This is a genomic window from Siphonobacter sp. (genome assembly GCF_048595215.1).
Classification (GTDB): Bacteria; Bacteroidota; Bacteroidia; order Cytophagales; family Spirosomataceae; genus Siphonobacter.
Genome location: NZ_JBMDWJ010000141.1, coordinates 1 through 18,540 on the forward strand (window position 1 = coordinate 1; position 18,540 = coordinate 18,540).

The following is an 18,540-nucleotide window of genomic DNA, read 5'->3' on the forward strand; positions in this document are numbered from 1 at the left end:
ATGGGTCGGTGGTGCCCATTGTCGCCCAGGAACAGAATCTCAATCCTTCGCCCCTCGGTCTTTGGCTGCGAAGCCGACGAGCCCGGCTGCCGCGTACAATACGTCAGCGAAAGCATACTCAGGGCGGCTAGTCCCGCAAGAATTTTTTTCATTCATAAAAAGGTTTAGCTCTGTATTAACCCTACAGGAACGGATGTTCCTGTAGGGTTCTATCTACACTCAGGCATTCTCAAAATCAGGCAGGTACAAGAGTTTTCCACCCTGTAAAGCTGATTCATGAGCTAGAATTCCCACGCTGGTCCATTCGGCCGACTGTATAGCATTGGGAAAGGGTTCGCGGTCTTCCACCAAAGCCATCAGGAATTCATGCACCAGGTGCGGGTGCGAACCGCCGTGACCACTCCCCTGCGTAAAGCTCAGGTGCGTGTTTTCGGCAACGTCGTATACGCCTTTGGTGGTAAAATCCTGAATCTCTTCGGGTAAGTAATGAGCGAAATCGGGCACGGTGACGCGTTCCGGAATTTCGTGTTCTTCTTTTTTGGCGGTATGGATTACGGCCTCTTCGCCTTCGATGAGCGGCCACTCAAACGATTTTTTCGAACCGTATACCTCAAAACTTTCGCGGTACTGCCGGGCCGTATCAAAGAGCGAGCGGTAGACATACGCCGACAAATCGCTGTTTTTGAATTTGATATGAGCGGATTCAACGGCAAACGGTGAATTGTGAATCTGAGCCAGTTCTTCCCGAATGGTACCTGAGCCAAAGCACGAGACATATTCCGGGCTGGATTTGAGCAGACCCGCCACGGGACCTACGCAGTGCGTAGCGTAGTGCATGGGGGGCAGGCCAGGCCAGTAATCAGGCCAGCCGTCCATGTCCTGCTGGTGGCTGGCTTTGAGAAACTGTACCTTACCCAGTTCGCCTTTTTCGTACAAGTCCTTTACAAACAGAAACTCACGGCTGTAAACCACCGTTTCCATCATCATGTATTTTTTACCCGTTTCGCGGCAGGTCTTCACAATTTCCAGACACTCTTCTACCGTCGTGGCCATGGGTACCGTACAGGCTACGTGTTTGCCCGCCCGTAAGGCTTTCAGGCTTTGTTCGGCGTGGTTAGGAATGGGTGAATTGATGTGAACGGCGTCGACGTTGGGATCTTTCAGCAATTCATCGTAATCGGTATACCGAACGTCAATGCCAAAGGCGTCTCCTACGGCGTTGAGTTTTTCGGGCGTACGCTGACAAATCGCGTACATAGTTGCATGGGGGTGACGCTGATAAATGGGGATAAATTCGGCTCCGAAGCCCAGACCTACAATAGCAATGTTAATGGGTTTTGACATGCGTACTAGTGATTAGAGGATATACAATGAGACCTTAGGCCGTATGGCCGTTGCTTACGAACGAAGAAACGGGTTGCTTTTCCCAGTTGCTTTGAATGAATTGAAGCCCATCCCGCATGAGTTGCTCTTCCGAATCGAACATTTTTCGCCAGATATTGGCTACACTTAATTTGGTACTGAACGCTTCGATACTCAGCCAACCCTGATAGTTGATGTCGCGAAGACCCTGAAATACGGAATCCCAGGCTACGTTTCCTTTACCGGGTGTCGATCGATCATTCTCCGAAAGTTGCACGAAGGTGATGCGGTCGCCGAGTTGCCGGATGGTATCGCCGATGTTTTTCTCCTCAATGTTGGCATGAAACGTATCGAACATGATCTGACAGTTGGGATGGTTCACCTCATCGACAAAACGAGCCAGTTCTTCCCCGCAACTCGTCAGATACATTTCAAACCGGTTGAGGTATTCCAAACCCAGTCGAATGCCTTGTTGCTGAGCATACTCGGCCAGAATCTGAATGCTTTCTACGCCCCATTTCCACTCATCGGCCGTAGCGGGCTGACCCGTAAAGACACCCAGAGCCGAATGATACGGACCCATCAGATGGGTAGCTCCCAGCTCCACGGCACAATCCACACTGCGGTGCAGGTGTTCTAGCGTAGCTTTTCGCATGCCCGCGTCTGAACTGATCAGATTCTGGTCCGGTCCGCAAATCACGTCGGCCTGCCGCTTGAGTCCCAGCTCATCCAGGCGATCCGCCCAGCTGCGGTAAAATTGGGGATTGGTTGAAGAGATCGGCACTTCTACGCCACCAAAACCAATGCTTCTGATTTCTTCCAGCGTTGGAAAAAACGATTCGTCCAGAGTAGGCCCCCACAGGAGCAGATTCATGCTGTAGATCATGATACAATTTTATGTCGGGAAAATGATAAAAACTCCGTCATCTTTGACCAACATCTACTGTATTTTGACCTATTTTGTATTTTTGATTATTGATTCTGCAAAATAAGATTAGATCGACCCTATGAAGTCTGCACTTCGGAAGACCATTGAGAACCCGGTTGCTTCGTTTACGATGCAGGAACTGGTCTCGCCCTATTTTGATCCGAACTGGCATTTCCATCCCCACTACCAGTTATTTACGGTGGAAGAAGGAACGGGTACGCGATTCATTGGTGATAATATTCAGCCCTTCGAACCGGGTGATACGGTCTTTTTAGGGCCTAATATTCCGCACCTCTGGCGAAGCGATCCGCCGTATTTCCAAACGCATTCGGAGCTAGAAACCAAAGGGATTGTCGTGTACTTTACGGAGGATTTTCTGGGTACTGATTTTTTCCAGCGACCGGAGATGCACGTACTCCAGAGCTTTTTTCAGCAGGCGGTTCGCGGCGTAGAAATCAAAGGCCGCTTGCGGGAGCAGATTCGCGAAAGCATGAAGCAACTGCTCAAGGCAACGGGCTTCCAGGCCATTCTGCACCTGTTGACGCTATTGGATGAATTGGCCCACAGTGAGGAATGTCAGGCCATTGCTAGTCTGGGCTACGTGAACACGCACAAAGTTTCGGAAACCGAACGCATGCAGAAAGTACACGATTATGTACTGGATCATTTTCAGCAGGAGATTCGCCTGGACGAGATGGCTTCGCTGGCGGGCATGAGTGCTTCCGCTTTCTGCCGGTATTTTAAAACCCGTACGAATCGTACGTTCTCCGAGTTTGTCAGTGAAGTACGGATCGGCTACGCCTGCAAACTACTCATGGAAGGGAAGCTGACGATTACGCAAATCTGTTACGAAAGCGGTTTCAATACCATTTCCAATTTCAACCGCCAGTTTAAAGAATTGACGGGTCTTACCCCCGCTCAGTACCAGAAAGCCTACCGATAAGGCCTAAAAAAAGAGCGGAGAAATCTCCGCCCTTCCGTTTTTCGCTCGTTGATATGACACTTTTGAAAGCGAGTGCACGCTTATTTAGGTTCGGCCTGCCGCTCTAAATCGAACAGTTCCGAAAGCACATCGGCCAACTGATCGGCGTCGCCGCGACGACAGGCGTTTTTCAGATTGACAGCCGGTGAACGTAAAATACGGTTCACAATGTTAGACGTCAATTTATCGAATTTCTCGGCTTCCTGGGGCGTCAGGTGTTTGAGCTGACGGGCCAGTTCTTCTTTGCGAATCTGATCCAGGGCCTGCTTGAATTTTTGAATCGTGGGTGATACCACCATCTCTTTCGACCAATCCTGAAAACCTGCCATGGCTTCGTCCAGAATACGGTGTACTTGCGGTACAGACTCCAGGCGGCGTTGCAAAGCGGCGTTCGCTTTGGCCTGAATGTCGTCGATGGCGTATACCAGAGCTCCGGGTACTTCTTCCGCTTGGGGAGCTACACTACGGGGTACCGAAAGATCGATGAAGTACTTGAAGGTTAGAATATTCAGTTGCTCCACAAACGCTTTGGTAAACAACGGAGTCGCCACACGAAGGGAAGAAACAATCACATCCGCCTGAGCTACTTCCGCTTCCAAATTTTCCCAATCCGCTACCCGAAAATCGGTACCTTCCGCCAGACTTACTGACTTCGCATACGTACGATTGAGTAGCGTAATTTGGGCAAACCCTTTGTCGGCCAGGTTCTTAACCACGTCCGTACCAATCTCACCCAGCCCTACAACGAGAACTTTGGGCAAAGTATGATTCTGCGTTAAGTCAGCGATCAATTCCACCGTTGCGTACGAAACCGAAGCGGCTCCGTCACGGAAACTCGTCTCCTGAGATACCCGTTTACTAGCGAAGAAAATCGTGTGCATCAACCGGTGCAGGAAGGGACTCGCCACATCGGCGTCCACCGCCCACTGGTACGAATGTTTTACCTGGTTAGGAATCTGGAGATCGCCAACCACCTGCGAATGCAAACCCGTAGCCACTTCGAATAAATGCCGAATGGCCTGCGTCTGATCGCTTAGATTGACGAAGTATTCGGGTAGGTCAGCGGGTTTTTCCAGACCTTTTTCAATAGCCAGTAACTTAATAATCGACTCGGCATAGTCTGCCTCAGCCGTGTAATATATTTCCGTACGATTGCACGTTGATACTGCCAAAATATCCTGAAAACCGAAGAGTTCTTTCAATTTCAAGGAAAACGTTTTGGCTTCGCTCTCATCTAATGCCACCAACTCCCGGACTGCCAGGGGAGCGGTTTTGTACGATAAACTGATTGCTCGAAACGTATTAGCCATCTGCTTTCACTAAAATCACACAAAAATACGTCAGGATAACTTACACTAGGTCGTAATAAATCCCATTCTTTTTTATTTAGAATGGATCAAAATTACTTATTGAATTTTCCAATTTAGTCATAGAAAAACCTGATGAAAATCATTGAAATAGTCGAGATTTGTCCGCTGATCTCCACGGTTTTAACTCGTTTTCAATTTTTGCTTACGCTCTGTATACCGACGTCCATTGGTTCGACGTTGGCACTTATGAAATGAAGAATAGTACGGCTCCTGCCCCCCCCAAATTACGTTCCGAAAATCGGCTGGGAAGTCTGCCCGCCCGGATGCTTTCCGGCGATTTATACCAGCAGAAAAATCAGGTTAAAATTGGTATTTTATTAATACTGATGGCGTTCTCGGGTGCCTGGTTTTACTATACCAATACCCTTATTGGCCGCCTGGAATCGCACGAAGAAGAAGAAGTACGTCTATACGCGGAAAGCTTAGAGTACGCCCTGACGAGTCCGGTTGAAACGGACGTTAATTTCTTTTTCGACAAGGTAGTCAAAATCAATACCGAGATTCCGGTTATTTATGAGTATCAGGGTCAATATCAGTCCATTAACTTAAAATTACCGGAGAATGCCCAAGAAATTCCGGCCTTTCTCAAGCAGAAATCGCAGGAATTTCAAACGACACATCCTCCCATCGAAATTGATGGAGGCTTTGGCAAAGGATACATTTACTTTAGCCATTCCTTCCTCTTTACGCAGCTTCAGTATTACCCCGTCATCATGCTACTGGGCTTGTTAGTCTTTGGTTATCTGGCTTACCTAGCTTTTAGTGCATCCCGTCGCTCAGAGCAAAACCGGGTTTGGGTAGGGTTAGCCAAAGAAACCGCTCACCAGTTAGGTACGCCGCTTTCGGGGTTGAAAGGCTGGGTGGAATACTTCAAAACGGACCCGGATCGCTACGAAACCGAATTTGTCCTGGAAGTGGAAAAGGATGTGGAACGACTGGAAACCATTACGGCTCGCTTCTCTAATATTGGCTCCGTACCAACGCTACATCCCGAACCTCTGGCTCAACACGTCGAGCAGTTTGTAGATTATCTGAAGCGGCGGGTTTCCTCCAAGATCAAATGGCAAGTCAACAATGAAATCCCCGTTGGTAAGATGATACCCGTCAACCGGAACCTGTTTGAATGGGTCGTTGAAAACCTCTGCAAAAATGCCGTTGATGCCATGGAAGGCGTAGGCGAACTACGCATTCACCTCTGGGAGAAAGCGGGACAAACGTATATCGATATCAGCGATACGGGAAAAGGCATTCCAAAATCACAGTGGAAGCAGGTCTTTAACCCTGGTTTTAGTACCAAGAAACGCGGTTGGGGTTTAGGCCTTACCTTGGCTAAACGTATCATTGAAAATTACCACCGGGGACGTTTATATGTGAAGGCCTCCGAACCCGGCAAGGGCACTACGTTTCGTATTTCGCTTCCTTCTTGAAACTAGTGTATATAAAAAAAGCCAGTCGAAACCGGCTTTTTTTTATGTACTATAATCACTATTGCTTACTGAGCCCGTACCACTACGGAAGGCGTTTCCACTTCATTGCTGACGTTCATGGCCCGGTCCCGAATGCGAATCATAAATTTAAGCGTGTCATTCCGCATAACGGCTCCGTAAGGTACCATAATGGCCCGTTGCAAAGTTCCTTCAATGGGACCTACTTTATTGTCGTTGCGGAGACGGGGGAAATTTCCAGAGTTGGAAACCCCAAAGGAGGCACTTACGTCCTGAAACTGACCTCTGATCCGACGAAACGTACGCACTTCGTAATTAAATCCGTTATTAAACTGAATGGAATCCTGGGGATACGTACCGGGCGAAAGCCCCAGGTCTCCGTCTCCATCCTGAAATTTCACGCCGATTACCAGTGAATCCTGGGCATTTCCCAGACGATCCCGAATGTTGGCGTACTTAGTAAGCGTCGTCGAACCGTCCAGTAGCATGGGTATATTCGAAAAATCCGGCTCAGCCGTACAGCTGGCCAGGGCCAACACTGCTGTCGTTATGGAAAAGATAAATAATAATCGTTTCATAGGAACCTAAATCATTTCGTCTCTGTCATAAACGACGAGACGGGCGGAAAGTTACGTAAGCCCTTTGGTAAATTAAAATTGCGCTGCATTTTGCCCTTCAGAAAGGAATTTTCCCATCGGATTGCCCGGCACTTGACTTCGATTTCACCCCTCGTCTTTTACTTACGTACTGCTTTTTAGTAATCATCATGTCCATTCAGCAGGAGCTTAAAGACCGCGTATTAGCGTTGGAAGAGACCTCTTTTCCATCCCTAGCCTTGGAAGTTTTTCAGTTCCAGGCGGCTCAAAACCCGGTGTATCAGGAATATTTACGGCATTTACGGATTTCTCCCACGCACGTGAAAACGGTCGAACAAATCCCGTACTTGCCCATTGAGTTTTTTAAAACCCATCAAGTACTTTCTACCCCCGTTTCTAGCCCCATTATTTTTGCCAGTAGCGGTACTACCGGACAGGTAACGAGTCAACATTACGTAGCGGATCCGGCTTTTTATGACCAGATCAGTGAGCAGATTTTTGAACGCTTTTACGGTCCCTTGCAGGATTTCCACATCTTAGCTTTGTTACCATCCTATCTCGAACGGAGTAATTCTTCGCTGGTACACATGGTCCGGCATTTTGTGGAAAAGAATCAGTCGGACTATTCGGGTTTTTATCTGCATAACACGGATGAGCTACTCGAACGCCTTCGGGCCCTCCAACCGGATCGACAGCGTAAAGTCCTTTTGATTGGCGTTACGTTTGCCTTACTTGATTTGGCAGAAACGGCAGACTTGTCATTTCTGGAAGACATGCCTCAGCTGATTGTCATGGAAACGGGCGGGATGAAAGGTCGTCGGCAGGAATTGCTTCGGGAAGAGGTACACCAACTACTGACGAAAGCCTTTCACGTCCCCGTTATTCATTCCGAATACGGCATGACAGAATTATTATCGCAGGGATACTCCTTTGGCGAAGGGTTATTTCATCTACCGCCGAGTTTGCGGATTAGTCTCCGGGATGTCAATGATCCCTTTACGTATTATTCCCGTAACGAACCTTCGCGGCGTTCGGGCGGACTAAACGTGATTGATCTGGCAAACATTGATTCGTGCAGTTTTTTAGAAACGAAAGATTTAGGCAGTTACGGCTCCGAGGCGAATAGCTTTCGGGTATTGGGCCGCTTCGATAACTCCGATATTCGCGGTTGTAATCTGATGGTACTTTAGCAGGATAATTCTATGCGTTTTCTGATTCGTATTCTCTTTCTGGTTCTGCTCCTGGCGTCGGCTATTTACGGCTGGGAACAACTCAAATCGCGAAAGTTTTTTCTACAAAGAGAGGAGCCTGAGGGGGTTTCCAATCATCATATTGTACTACGCGAAATTACCTCGCTGGGCAAACTGGAGCTGGTCAAATATAATTTTCGTGATGTCGTCGATCAGCAGATCACGCGTCAGTTTTTACCGGATGCGAAGGCACTACTCATTATTCAGGGCGAAGCCGTGGGCTGTCTGGATCTGACGAAGATGACGGTTACCGATTTGGGGGAAACTGGAGATACCCTGATCGTACGTTTACCCGATCCGGAAATCTGCCTGGCCCGGGTCGATCATTCGAAATCGAAAGTATACAATACGGAATTTGCTTTCAGTGATGAGGCTCTTTTGATTGAACAAGCGTTCAAAAAGGCGGAGGAACAGGTACAAACCTCAGCCATCCAACAAGGCATTTTAGAACAAACCAAGCTGAACGCTACTAAAATTCTTCGTCCGATGTTGGAAAAAGTCTCCGGCAAAAAAGTACTGCTTCGGTACCGAATGAAAGGACAGATTGACGATCCCCGTTAAGAGCATTGTATACTTTTTTCAGCAGCCTCTTTCATGACTAATGAATCAAGCATGAAGGAAAAAGTAGCCATCATAACCGGTGGAGCTCAGGGCATTGGCCGGGCACTAGCTCAAGATTTATTACAAAATGGTTACGCAGTGGCGATTTGGGATTTTGACGAAGAAGCACTCACGGAAACAGAACAGGCTTTAGAAAACTTCGGCTCCATACTTACTGTAGGCTGTAATGTGGGAAAGGTAGTGGAAGTAGAAGCGGCCTTTGAGACCACCCTTGCTACGTACGGACATCTGGACGTCCTCATTAATAATGCGGCGGTATTTGAAGCCAAGCCCCTGGAAGAATGGACGTTCGAAGAGTGGGATCAGGGCCTGGCCATTAACTTATCGGGTTCTTTTTATGCCAGTAAGTTAGCGGCTCCTTATCTAAAAGAGACCAAAGGATCGATCATCAATCTGTGCTCGACGCGAGCGTTTCAGTCGGAGCCAGGGACTTTTGCCTACTCCGCATCGAAAGGCGGCATTTTTGCCCTAACCCATTCCTTAGCCGTCAGTTTAGGTCCTGAGGTACGGGTGAGCTGCATTTCTCCGGGCTGGATCGATGTTTCTTCGTTGAAGAAATCATCTGCCCGTCAACCCGAAAAATTGAGTAAGGCCGATCATGAGCAGCATCCGGCGGGCCGCGTAGGACAAGCCGAGGATATCGCCCGCATGGTTGCCTTTCTACTCAACCCCGCTAACTCTTTCATTACGGGACAAAATTTCTTCGTGGATGGGGGCATGACCAAGAAAATGATTTACGTATAAATAAAAAACCCGTTGACTTGAGTCAGCGGGTTTTTTATTTACTTATTACTCTTCTTTGCCATCATCTACTACGTTCGGTTCCAGCGTATCGACGAGTGCTTCGTCATCCCCTTTCACCTTCTCCTTGATTTTGGCTTCCAGTTCGTCGAGTAATTCCGGATTATCTTTCAGGATTTCCTTTACAGCATCGCGACCTTGACCCAGACGGTTGGTACCGTAGCTGAACCAAGAACCGGATTTCTTAACGATTTCCAATTCAACGGCTAAGTCAAGTACCTCACCTACTTTGGAGATTCCTTCACCGTACATGATATCAAACTCAACGACTTTGAAGGGAGGAGCTAGTTTGTTTTTCACCACTTTCACGCGGGTACGGTTCCCCGTGATACTATCGGCTCCTTCTTTGATTTGTCCGGCCCGGCGAATATCCAACCGAACCGAAGCGTAGAATTTCAACGCGTTACCACCAGTTGTTGTTTCGGGGTTCCCGAACATCACACCGATTTTTTCCCGCAGCTGGTTAATGAAGATACAGCAGCAGGACGTTTTATTGATAATACCCGTCATTTTACGCAACGCCTGCGACATCAAACGGGCTTGCAGACCCACTTTGGAATCTCCCATGTCGCCTTCAATTTCGGCTTTGGGCACCAGAGCGGCTACGGAGTCAATGACAATAATATCAATGGCACCTGAAGAAATCAGATGCTCGGCAATTTCCAGAGCCTGCTCCCCGTTGTCGGGTTGAGCAATCAACAAATTGCCCGTGTCAATACCTAATTTTTCCGCATAGCTACGGTCAAAGGCGTGTTCAGCATCAATGAAAGCGGCTAAGCCTCCTTTCTTTTGTGCCTCCGCAATGCAATGCATCGCGATGGTCGTCTTACCGGACGATTCAGGTCCGTAGATTTCTACGACCCGTCCCCGGGGTACGCCACCCATGCCTAAGGCCAGATCAAGACCCAGTGATCCCGTTGAAATGACGGGAATATCGAGCACTTTAGCGTCTGAAAGACGCATGACCGTACCTTTACCGTAGGTTTTGTCTAATTTTTCAATGGTCGTTTGCAGAGCTTTTAATTTCTGTCCTGCATCAGTACCGGTTGCTTGTGCCATGTATCAAAAAACGAGCTATTGGGTGAAGAATATGATCTAAAATTACTGCTTTTCGGGCAAATATCCTAACCATTGACTAAAAATTGTTGTATTTCTTTAATCAATCCGCAAAAGATACGCTGCCACGTCCTGAATACAGAAACATAGTTACTTTGAAAACACCATTGGATGATTATCCGTTTATAAAAAAAGAAATATTATTGATTTTCCGGTTTCCCCTAGAATTTTTCCATGAAACGTATCGTAAAGCGAGTCTTTCTAAGTTTGAGCGTAGTAGGGCTTGTACTCATCATCTGGCAGTGGGATTGGGTGAGTTATGGCTACGGCCAACTCAGTGGCGGCGCTCGGGTCATTCTCAACGCGAAGCCCGTCGAAGCCGTACTAACGGATCCAGCGGTACCCGATTCCGTAAAAGCCAAACTTCGCTTTATTGAAGAAATCCGGCAGTTTGCCATCGACTCGCTCGGTCTCAATGCTACGCCCAATTACCAAACCTATTACGATCAACACAACAAGCCCATCTGTTACGTACTTACGGTAGCGGAACCGTATCGGATTAAAGCCGTTGAGTTTTCGTTTCCACTCATCGGTTCGTTTACCTATAAAGGTTTCTTCGATTTGGAAAAAGCCCAACAGGAAGCCCAGCGCTGGCAGGGGTATGATACCGAAATTAGTCCCGTCTCCGCTTACAGTACGCTGGGTTACTTTCATGATCCCATTCTTTCGGGGATGCTGCAATTGTCGGAAGGGCGATTGGCGAGCCTGATTATGCACGAAATGACGCATTCGACCTTATTCATTAAGAATCAGCATGAATTCAATGAAAACCTAGCCAACTTTATTGGCGATTACGGAGCCGTACGTTTTTTGGCACAGCGTTTTGGAATCGATTCACCGCAGTATCGTAGTTATGAGGAAGGAAAAGTATTTCGTGAACGCTATATCCAGCATTTCAATCACGGAAAAGAGCTATTGGACCGTTTATACGAACGTTTTTCAGACACGCTACCTAAGGCTCGGAAGGATCAGCTCAAACAAACGCTGATCCGGGAAATCCTACAACGGTCAGATTCCCTGTACCAGGATTTGTCTCACGTGAAAAAACGAACCTGGCCTACGGACGTAAACAATGCTTTTTTCGTTGGTTTTTCAACGTATAATTCCCGCAGAAATGAATTCGAAGTAGACTTCCGGGAAAAATTTAATAGTGACTTTAAGCGTTATTTACAGCATTTAAAAGCAAAATACGGCCGCTAAGCAAGAACGTCGCCGTGCCACTTTGAAACCCTACTGAAAAGATTTAAAGTTGCAGGCCAGAAACCTGACGACTTGATCCTATCCCCACTATTGCATGAAGAGGTTCCGTAGTTATACATTTTTTACGTTGGTAGGTTGTGGTCTGGTAGGGTGTTTACTGGCGTTCAGACAACCGGAGCCTAAGGTAGACTCGGTTATCAATCAGGGTGAACATCTGGAATATCGGGTGCATTACGGGTTTATCAATGCCGCCGAGGCCATCGTGGATGTGAGTGATAAATTTCACCGGGTGAAGGGAAAAGCCTGTTACCGGGTAACGGCCACGGGACGCACAACGGGGGCCTTTGATCTGGTTACTAAAATTCGTGACAGCTGGACTTCGTACCTGGACCCACAAACGATGTTGCCGATTGACTTTGCCATGAAACAACAGGAAGGTCGCTACTACAAGGAGCAACGCGTATCCTTTGATCAGGAAGGCGATAAACTTACTTCCGTTTCCAAAGGCAAAAGCTCAGCGGAAGTGGTTAAAGATTTTAAAGTACCCGGAGACGTGTACGACGTAGTGAGTGCCTATTTCTACGTACGGGGTCTGGATTTCAACAAAATGAAAACCGGACAGCTGACGGCCGTCAAGATGTTTTATGACAATGAGTTTATCGATCTACGGATTAAGTACGCCGGCAAAGAAGTCGTCAAGACGAAATACGGTAAACTCAACACGCACCGGATTATCCCACAGATGCCCAATAACCAACTATTTGATGGCAAAGAAGCCATTCGCATCTGGGTGTCGGATGATGCCAATAAAGTACCCGTTAAAGTAGAATTTGACTTAGTAGTAGGATCGGTAGCCATGGATTTGAAAGATTACCGGGGGATGAAAGAAACCTTTAACTGGCAGTAACCAGCCCTACCCTAACAGGCGATTTTTCAGTTTCCACAGCCATTGAATGAGTTTCGGTAGCCGATTGCTTCGCAGTTCATAGTAGGCGACTACGTGACTCCCGAAACTGGCGTAGAACTCGGCAATGCTGGGTACGTTGGCACTTTCAAAGTCAAACAACGCCTGCTTTCCGGCCTGCTGCCGAATAAACTGATCGATTAAAAACGTCCGGGCATTTTTTTTCCTGCCTTCCGGCGTCGCCGCGTTAAACAAGTACAGGGTCCGTTGCTGGAAGGTTACAAACCAGGCACCCGCCTCTACCCGCTTATCTTTTTCGGCATACCATAAATCCGAATAGCCCCGTTTTTCACACGCGTCAAACAACGTTTGTAGTAACGCATACGCGCCTGGGTGAACCCCTCCTTCAATTTGGTGGGCGTGATGCTGCCTGAAAAATTCCGCTAATGGGGTAATGTCACTTCCTGACCGGCAGGTCCAATCCGCCTGATACGCCCGCTTGACATTCATTTTGCGATCCCGGTTGTAACCCTGGAAAAGGGTTTCATACGGAGCTTCCAGCGATAGAACATGCGTATGCAGCTGACGAAGATTTAATTCTGAGAAGCTACTCAGCACCGAAGCTTCGGGAAAGTTGAGTTGATAGCGGGCAATGAGAGCGTATTTAGCTAAAACGGCCTTTATAAAATCCTTCTGGATAGGTACGGGAAGTGCTTCAGCCGAATACAGCGCCAGAAACTGACAAAACAGGGGCTGATGTACCAGGGCTATCCCATAGCGTCGCTGGACGGGTACGGGTAAAACGGCTCGGTATAGTTGAGCGGATGGTTCCTGCCAAACCAGGCATTCCCAGTCAGGCGAGACCTGATCCAGCCACCAGGAAAGTCCGTAGATAGTGCCCCATTCGGATTGCTCGACGCAGGCATCATAGGCCTGTACATCGACCTGAAAACGGCGAAGATGATGAATCATTCCATGCGGGTTGAAAGCCACAAAGAAAAGCAGTCTTAGCTTTTCTTGCCGAAATTTTTCTGTAATTCCTGCAGTTGTGCTTTTACCTCCGCATTGTGCTCCTTGAGTTCGGAGATGGTCTGAATGGCGTGAATGACCGTTGAGTGGTCGCGGCCACCGAAATGGTATCCGATGGACTTGAGGGATAGATCCGTGTAATCTTTGGCAAAATACATGGCTACCTGCCGGGGAAAGACGATTTCCTTCTTCCGGCTCTTGCCTTTCATATCCTGCAAACTAATCCGGTAATGCTGGGAGATCGTCTCCATGATGGTTTCGATGGTGACTTCCCGTTCGGAATCCTGGACAATGTTACGAAGTACCTGCCGGGCCAGATTCATGTCGATTTCCCGCCGCAGCAATGTGGCCTGAGCGATCAGCGACACGACAACGCCTTCCAATTCCCGTACGTTGGTATCAATCGAGTGAGCCAGATACTCGATCACTTCGTAATCAATATCAACGCCGTCACCATGCAACTTCTTCATGATGATAGCAATCCGGGATTCGAGATCCGGCATTTGCAAATCCGCCGACAGCCCCCACTTGAATCGCGACAGCAGACGATCCTGTAAGCCCTGCAAATCTTTCGGCGGGCGGTCAGAGGTCATGATGATCTGCTTGCCCGTCTGGTGCAGGTGATTGAAAATATGAAAGAACGTTTCCTGCGTACGTTCCTTTCCGGCCAGGAACTGAACGTCGTCGAGAATCAACACGTCCACCTGGAGGTAGAAATTGGTAAAGTTCTGAATCGAGTTATTTCGCACGGCCATCACGAACTGATTCATGAATTTTTCCGTGGAAACAAATAGGACAAATTTCCCCGAATTGGAAGCCTTGATCTGATTACCAATGGCTTGAGCGAGGTGGGTTTTCCCCAAACCTACGCCACCGTAAATCATCAGCGGATTGAAAGACGTAACACCGGGCTTACTTGCTACGGCCTGTCCAGCTGAACGGGCCAGTCGATTAAAGTCACCCTCAACGTAATTTTCGAAGGTATAAATCGGATTGAGATAGGACGTAAGCTCCAGACCATCCAGATCCGGTAACTCGAAGGGATTGCGAAGCTGTTCCGGTTCTGATGCCTTCTTGGCAGGAGGAGCCGAATTTTGCGGGGCAGGCCGCTGGTTGGGTACGGTATAACCCATGGGTGGCTTCTTGTCGTCACCCCGGTCTACAATCACCGAATACTCCAGCATTCCCTGGCGACCAATGGCATGATCAATCGCCCGTCGGAGTACGTGAACGTAATTTTCTTCCAGCCATTCGTAGAAAAATTCGCTGGGCACCTGAATCGTCAGCGTGCTTCCAACCAGACGTGCGGGCACGATCGGCTCGAACCAAGTTTTGAAACTTTGTTCAGGCACGTACTCACGTATGATCCGTAAACACTCTTGCCAAACGGATTTGGCATCACGCACGACAGTCTGCAAGGCTATTTCAGGCTGGATTTTTCATAAGGGGAGGCAAAGATAAAAAAACCGATTCTGCCTCGGCTAGTCTTCGGACAATTTCCTTTAAAAAATTTTGAGCATACTCTTTTTGGGAAAGCCGTTTCACAAATTAGAAAATTTCGGGTAGACGAACGAATATTTTTATTGATTCGCTGGATTTATAACCTAACCCTATGAAAAAGCACCCAAGTGAACTTTTTGCCGAACTTCCCGCACGCCAACGTTCCTTTCAACCCGTACCCGATTTTTTACGGCCTGCCTTAAACGAAACCCTGCTAAGCTGGCAAATGGTGCCGGATACAGATCCCTGGGCGGCAGGAATGCCATTGGAAGTGCTCTCTTTTGATCCGATTTTATCCCCCGAGAAGCGATTGGAATGGCATGCCCCTACTCCACCCCCGAGCGACCTGGAATCCGTCGATGCCCTAGAATTAATTCTGGAACAGCCGTTGAAAGAACCCATGGAGACGTACCTACGCCCCCTCGATGCTCAACGCCTTGCTCTGTATTTCTCAGGGAATGTTGATTTTCTGGCCTTGGGTGATACGCTATCCGAATCTTTTCCTTACCCGATACACGGTGGTTTTGCCAGCAAACTTCAACCCGAATTTCCAGGTTTCGAGTTAGGGTTACTACGCAAAACCGACGCCTGGCCAGAATTCCGACCTTTTCGTTTAACGGTAACCGCGGATGGTCTAGCCGATTTGAGTCATGCCTTCCTGAGCGTGCATCGCTGGCTGCAAGCTTTTCTCGATACCGATTACTCGACGCATCAGCTTCTTTCGAAAGCCCAATTTTCTTTTGAACGTAGTAATGATCCCTTACTGGACTGCATTCGCATCCGAGCCTTTCGCTTGCTGCTGGCCCAGTGGCAGGAGGCCTTCAGCCAAGAAGCTCCAACGCCCTTGTTTATTCATTTGCATCCAGGTTCTTATGCAGACTGGTTACTCGCGCAAGTCAATGCGTATACGGTCGGTACACAAACGGCTAGACCTACAGAAAACTATTCGGAAGCTTTTTTACAGGCACTTACTTGGTGCGTCGTTCAAAAAGTATGGGCAAACGTGATGATTTCATTGGAATGATACCGATTTTTATAGGTGTTTTACGTCCGTCGGCAACGACTCTGTTTTAACCTCTTAATTGAAATCGTATGTTTCGCTCCCTTTTTGTACTTACGTTGTCCGCTCTTTTTTGTACGAATTGTGTATCCGTTCGGTCCAATACGAAAGCGGGTAGCGTACCCACTTTTCAGCGATTGTTAGTCGTCCTAGCGGATACCCCTCGGGAAAAGGGCGATGCCCGACGATTTTTGAAGGAATGTCCTCCCAACTACACCCTTTGTACGGCCTCTTTTCAACCCGCTCTGGCATTCGATTCGCTATCGGGCTTTATTACTGAGCAAAATAAGACGTGTCAGGCGGAGGTAGCTTTGATTGTTCGTCGCACGGGTCCGATTTTACGAACCGATTCCTACAATCGTACGCGGGTGAGCGGTCAGGTTTATCAGATTGAGCTACAGCAATTACCTTCGCTTCAACCGTTCTGGAAAGCAGAGATTCAAGCGGAAGGTACGGGTGCGGTACCCGTAACGGCTATTTTTAAGCGACTGTCTAAAGATGGCATTCTGCAGCAGTCGGTAGCCAGTCGATAAAAGAAATACTAATTTTAAAACTATTCTTATATTTTTTTATACCATTTCAAGTAAAGCTAAGCTGAAGGGGCCGTAAGTATCCGTGTTTTTTTTATTTTTGAATTTTCTAATTTACCTTATTAAGGAGTGCTTCAACCGTTTTCATAGATCAAATGCTGCTCTTAAGGCTAGGCTTTTTAGATATTGATTTTCTCGACCTGATTGACATTGGACTGGTAGCATTCCTACTCTATCAGGTATATTTTCTCATTAAAGGGAGTATTGCTAGCCGCGTTTTTCTGGGCTATTTGTTGGTGTACGGGATTTATCTCATTGTGCGGGCACTGGGCATGGAATTATTGTCCACCATTCTTGGGCAATTCATGGAAATTGGTGTACTCGCGCTAGTGGTTATTTTTCAGCCCGAAATTCGAAGGTTCCTTATTTTCGTAGGCCGCTCGACTAATCTGCAACAGTATCCCATTCTACACCGCATTTTTAATCAAAAATCCGAAAAACAGAATAACTGGGAATTACAGCCCGTGATTGATGCCGTTAAGAAATTAGCGGCTACCCGTACCGGAGCATTGATTGTAATCAAAAAAGAAGATCCCCTAAAACGTTACATTGAGTCAGGCGATGCCTTGGATGCCCAGCTATCGCGATCCCTTTTACTAGCTATTTTTCAAAAGAACGGACCTTTGCACGACGGAGCCGTCATCATCTCAGATCATCGGATTAAAGCCGCTCGCTGTATGCTCCCCATTTCCGAAAATCCGGATTTACCGGCCATTTTGGGCTTTCGTCACCGGGCAGCCATTGGTCTTTCCGAACACTCGGATGCGGCAGTTATCGTTGTTTCCGAAGAACGAGGGGAAATCTCCATGGCAACGGAAGGCGGTGAACTCCGTCGCCACCTTCCGATTCATGAATTACAGAATCAATTAGTCGATTACTTACGCCAACGCTAATTACTATCTTTCTTCACCGCACGGCGATAGGTCTGTATAGCCCGCTCCCGAGCCGTTTCGTGCTCGACAATGGGATCGGGATAGTCTATCTGATCTATTTCGGGTACCCATTTCTTTACGTATTGTCCCTTGGGATCAAACTTCTTCGCCTGCAGGGCCGGGTTAAAGACTCGGAAGTAAGGCGAGGCGTCGCAACCACTTCCGGCGGCCCATTGCCAACCCCCATTATTGGCAGAAAAGTCATAATCCAGTAATTTTTTAGCAAAGTAGGCTTCTCCCCAACGCCAGTCGATCAGTAGGTGTTTGGAAAGAAAACTGGCCGTTACCATACGAATCCGGTTGTGCATGAAGCCGGTTTCGTTCATCTGCCGCATACCCGCATCCACGAGTGGATACCCCGTACGGCCCTGGCACCACGCTTCAAATTCTGCCTCATTATTTCGCCATTGAATTCGGTCGTACTCTTTCCGAAAAGCGTGACCCGTATTGATATGCGGAAAATGGTACAAAACCTGAAAATAAAAATCCCGCCAAATCAATTCATTCAGATACGTCGGACTTAACTGTTGAGCCTCCCGAGCCAGTTCACGAATAGATACCGTACCGAATCGCAGGTGAATAGACATGCGGGAGGTCGCCTCCAGGGCTGGATAATCCCGCTTTTCGGCGTAATTCTCGATTGTATCTACGGGAATTTCCTGAGCTGGGAAGGGTTCCCCCACGGCTTCAAAATTCATCGATTCCAGGGTGGGAATTCCAGCAAAAGAGCCCTGATAAAATTGTTTGAAGTACTTCTCGGTGGGATACGAACGCAGATAAAAATCATTCACCTTAGCTTTCCAGGCCTTACTGTAAGGAGTAAAAACGCTGTAGGGTTTGCCCGCTTTACTGAG

At 47.8% G+C, this 18,540-nt stretch carries 18 protein-coding genes; 10 read left to right on the forward strand and 8 right to left on the reverse strand.

What is annotated here, in order from left to right; translation table 11 throughout:
* Nucleotides 1-219: 219 nt before the first annotated feature.
* Nucleotides 220-1,344 (reverse strand): Gfo/Idh/MocA family protein, encoded by a 1,125-nt coding sequence (locus tag ACOJTG_RS08060; protein ID WP_420153339.1) that lies wholly within the window; start codon nt 1,342-1,344, stop codon nt 220-222.
* A 34-nt stretch (nt 1,345-1,378) separates the two neighbouring features.
* Nucleotides 1,379-2,236, reverse strand: coding sequence for a sugar phosphate isomerase/epimerase family protein (locus ACOJTG_RS08065; RefSeq protein WP_420153340.1), 858 nt, complete (start codon nt 2,234-2,236; stop codon nt 1,379-1,381).
* Between the two features lie 133 nt (nt 2,237-2,369).
* Between ACOJTG_RS08065 and ACOJTG_RS08070 the strand changes: the two genes are divergently transcribed.
* On the forward strand, nt 2,370-3,233 hold the full coding sequence (locus ACOJTG_RS08070; RefSeq protein ID WP_420153341.1) for a helix-turn-helix domain-containing protein: 864 nt from the start codon (nt 2,370-2,372) through the stop codon (nt 3,231-3,233).
* Between the two features lie 80 nt (nt 3,234-3,313).
* Here the strand turns inward: ACOJTG_RS08070 and hemA are convergent, their stop codons facing one another.
* Nucleotides 3,314-4,582 (reverse strand): glutamyl-tRNA reductase, encoded by a 1,269-nt coding sequence (gene hemA, locus ACOJTG_RS08075; RefSeq protein WP_104715827.1) that lies wholly within the window; start codon nt 4,580-4,582, stop codon nt 3,314-3,316.
* 158 nt (nt 4,583-4,740) lie between these two features.
* On the opposite strand from hemA, the gene ACOJTG_RS08080 reads away from it, so the two are divergent.
* The gene (locus ACOJTG_RS08080) at nt 4,741-6,069 is read left to right on the forward strand and encodes a sensor histidine kinase (RefSeq protein WP_420153342.1); all 1,329 of its coding nucleotides are present in this window, start codon (nt 4,741-4,743) and stop codon (nt 6,067-6,069) included.
* Nucleotides 6,070-6,134: 65 nt separating this feature from the next.
* Here ACOJTG_RS08080 and ACOJTG_RS08085 read toward each other — a convergent pair whose 3' ends face one another.
* The gene (locus ACOJTG_RS08085; protein WP_420153343.1) at nt 6,135-6,665 is read right to left on the reverse strand and encodes a hypothetical protein; all 531 of its coding nucleotides are present in this window, start codon (nt 6,663-6,665) and stop codon (nt 6,135-6,137) included.
* A 188-nt stretch (nt 6,666-6,853) separates the two neighbouring features.
* Between ACOJTG_RS08085 and ACOJTG_RS08090 the strand changes: the two genes are divergently transcribed.
* The 3 genes from ACOJTG_RS08090 to ACOJTG_RS08100 are packed head-to-tail and all read left to right on the forward strand — an operon-like array spanning nt 6,854 to nt 9,298.
* Nucleotides 6,854-7,873, forward strand: a complete 1,020-nt coding sequence (locus tag ACOJTG_RS08090) for an acyl transferase (RefSeq protein WP_420153344.1) — start codon at nt 6,854-6,856, stop codon at nt 7,871-7,873.
* A 12-nt stretch (nt 7,874-7,885) separates the two neighbouring features.
* Nucleotides 7,886-8,494, forward strand: a complete 609-nt coding sequence (locus tag ACOJTG_RS08095; protein WP_420153345.1) for a DUF4230 domain-containing protein — start codon at nt 7,886-7,888, stop codon at nt 8,492-8,494.
* A gap of 51 nt (nt 8,495-8,545) precedes the next feature.
* Entirely contained in the window at nt 8,546-9,298 is a 753-nt protein-coding gene (locus tag ACOJTG_RS08100) for an SDR family NAD(P)-dependent oxidoreductase (RefSeq protein ID WP_420153346.1), read from the forward strand.
* Nucleotides 9,299-9,343: 45 nt separating this feature from the next.
* Here the strand turns inward: ACOJTG_RS08100 and recA are convergent, their stop codons facing one another.
* Nucleotides 9,344-10,414: a recombinase RecA gene (gene recA / locus ACOJTG_RS08105; protein WP_420153347.1), complete on the reverse strand. Its 1,071-nt coding sequence runs from the start codon at nt 10,412-10,414 to the stop codon at nt 9,344-9,346.
* A 231-nt stretch (nt 10,415-10,645) separates the two neighbouring features.
* Here recA and ACOJTG_RS08110 point away from each other — a divergent pair, with 231 nt between their 5' ends.
* Together ACOJTG_RS08110 and ACOJTG_RS08115 are read left to right on the forward strand one after the other, a co-directional pair.
* Nucleotides 10,646-11,671 carry an aminopeptidase gene (locus ACOJTG_RS08110; RefSeq protein ID WP_420153348.1) on the forward strand — a complete coding sequence of 342 codons (1,026 nt, stop codon included), beginning with the start codon at nt 10,646-10,648 and terminating at the stop codon, nt 11,669-11,671.
* Between the two features lie 94 nt (nt 11,672-11,765).
* Nucleotides 11,766-12,578: a DUF3108 domain-containing protein gene (locus ACOJTG_RS08115; protein WP_420153349.1), complete on the forward strand. Its 813-nt coding sequence runs from the start codon at nt 11,766-11,768 to the stop codon at nt 12,576-12,578.
* Between the two features lie 6 nt (nt 12,579-12,584).
* Here ACOJTG_RS08115 and ACOJTG_RS08120 read toward each other — a convergent pair whose 3' ends face one another.
* On the reverse strand, nt 12,585-13,547 hold the full coding sequence (locus tag ACOJTG_RS08120; protein ID WP_420153350.1) for a GNAT family N-acetyltransferase: 963 nt from the start codon (nt 13,545-13,547) through the stop codon (nt 12,585-12,587).
* A gap of 35 nt (nt 13,548-13,582) precedes the next feature.
* Entirely contained in the window at nt 13,583-15,010 is a 1,428-nt protein-coding gene (gene dnaA / locus ACOJTG_RS08125; RefSeq protein ID WP_394341804.1) for a chromosomal replication initiator protein DnaA, read from the reverse strand.
* Between the two features lie 206 nt (nt 15,011-15,216).
* Between dnaA and ACOJTG_RS08130 the strand changes: the two genes are divergently transcribed.
* From ACOJTG_RS08130 to cdaA, 3 genes are all read left to right on the forward strand, one after another.
* Entirely contained in the window at nt 15,217-16,128 is a 912-nt protein-coding gene (locus ACOJTG_RS08130; RefSeq protein WP_420153351.1) for a hypothetical protein, read from the forward strand.
* A 68-nt stretch (nt 16,129-16,196) separates the two neighbouring features.
* Nucleotides 16,197-16,697, forward strand: a complete 501-nt coding sequence (locus ACOJTG_RS08135) for a hypothetical protein (protein WP_420153352.1) — start codon at nt 16,197-16,199, stop codon at nt 16,695-16,697.
* A gap of 152 nt (nt 16,698-16,849) precedes the next feature.
* A complete protein-coding gene (gene cdaA / locus ACOJTG_RS08140; protein ID WP_420153353.1) occupies nt 16,850-17,647 on the forward strand; it encodes a diadenylate cyclase CdaA in 798 nt (265 codons plus the stop codon).
* Here the strand turns inward: cdaA and ACOJTG_RS08145 are convergent.
* The coding region (locus ACOJTG_RS08145) for a cryptochrome/photolyase family protein (RefSeq protein WP_420153354.1) at nt 17,644-18,540 on the reverse strand (897 nt) is incomplete at its 5' end. The genes cdaA and ACOJTG_RS08145 overlap by 4 nt on opposite strands.

Bases quoted from the DNA above. Each gene is read 5' to 3' on its own strand.
- recA (WP_420153347.1), bottom strand. From the start codon at position 10,414: ATGGCACAAGCAACCGGTACTGATGCAGGACAGAAATTAAAAGCTCTG.
- hemA (WP_104715827.1), bottom strand. From the start codon at position 4,582: ATGGCTAATACGTTTCGAGCAATCAGTTTATCGTACAAAACCGCTCCC.
- ACOJTG_RS08115 (WP_420153349.1), top strand. From the start codon at position 11,766: ATGAAGAGGTTCCGTAGTTATACATTTTTTACGTTGGTAGGTTGTGGT.
- ACOJTG_RS08085 (WP_420153343.1), bottom strand. From the start codon at position 6,665: ATGAAACGATTATTATTTATCTTTTCCATAACGACAGCAGTGTTGGCC.
- ACOJTG_RS08110 (WP_420153348.1), top strand. From the start codon at position 10,646: ATGAAACGTATCGTAAAGCGAGTCTTTCTAAGTTTGAGCGTAGTAGGG.
- ACOJTG_RS08090 (WP_420153344.1), top strand. From the start codon at position 6,854: ATGTCCATTCAGCAGGAGCTTAAAGACCGCGTATTAGCGTTGGAAGAG.
- ACOJTG_RS08130 (WP_420153351.1), top strand. From the start codon at position 15,217: ATGAAAAAGCACCCAAGTGAACTTTTTGCCGAACTTCCCGCACGCCAA.
- ACOJTG_RS08060 (WP_420153339.1), bottom strand. From the start codon at position 1,344: ATGTCAAAACCCATTAACATTGCTATTGTAGGTCTGGGCTTCGGAGCC.
- ACOJTG_RS08100 (WP_420153346.1), top strand. From the start codon at position 8,546: ATGAAGGAAAAAGTAGCCATCATAACCGGTGGAGCTCAGGGCATTGGC.
- ACOJTG_RS08135 (WP_420153352.1), top strand. From the start codon at position 16,197: ATGTTTCGCTCCCTTTTTGTACTTACGTTGTCCGCTCTTTTTTGTACG.
- ACOJTG_RS08070 (WP_420153341.1), top strand. From the start codon at position 2,370: ATGAAGTCTGCACTTCGGAAGACCATTGAGAACCCGGTTGCTTCGTTT.
- cdaA (WP_420153353.1), top strand. From the start codon at position 16,850: ATGCTGCTCTTAAGGCTAGGCTTTTTAGATATTGATTTTCTCGACCTG.
- ACOJTG_RS08065 (WP_420153340.1), bottom strand. From the start codon at position 2,236: ATGAATCTGCTCCTGTGGGGGCCTACTCTGGACGAATCGTTTTTTCCA.
- ACOJTG_RS08120 (WP_420153350.1), bottom strand. From the start codon at position 13,547: ATGATTCATCATCTTCGCCGTTTTCAGGTCGATGTACAGGCCTATGAT.
- ACOJTG_RS08095 (WP_420153345.1), top strand. From the start codon at position 7,886: ATGCGTTTTCTGATTCGTATTCTCTTTCTGGTTCTGCTCCTGGCGTCG.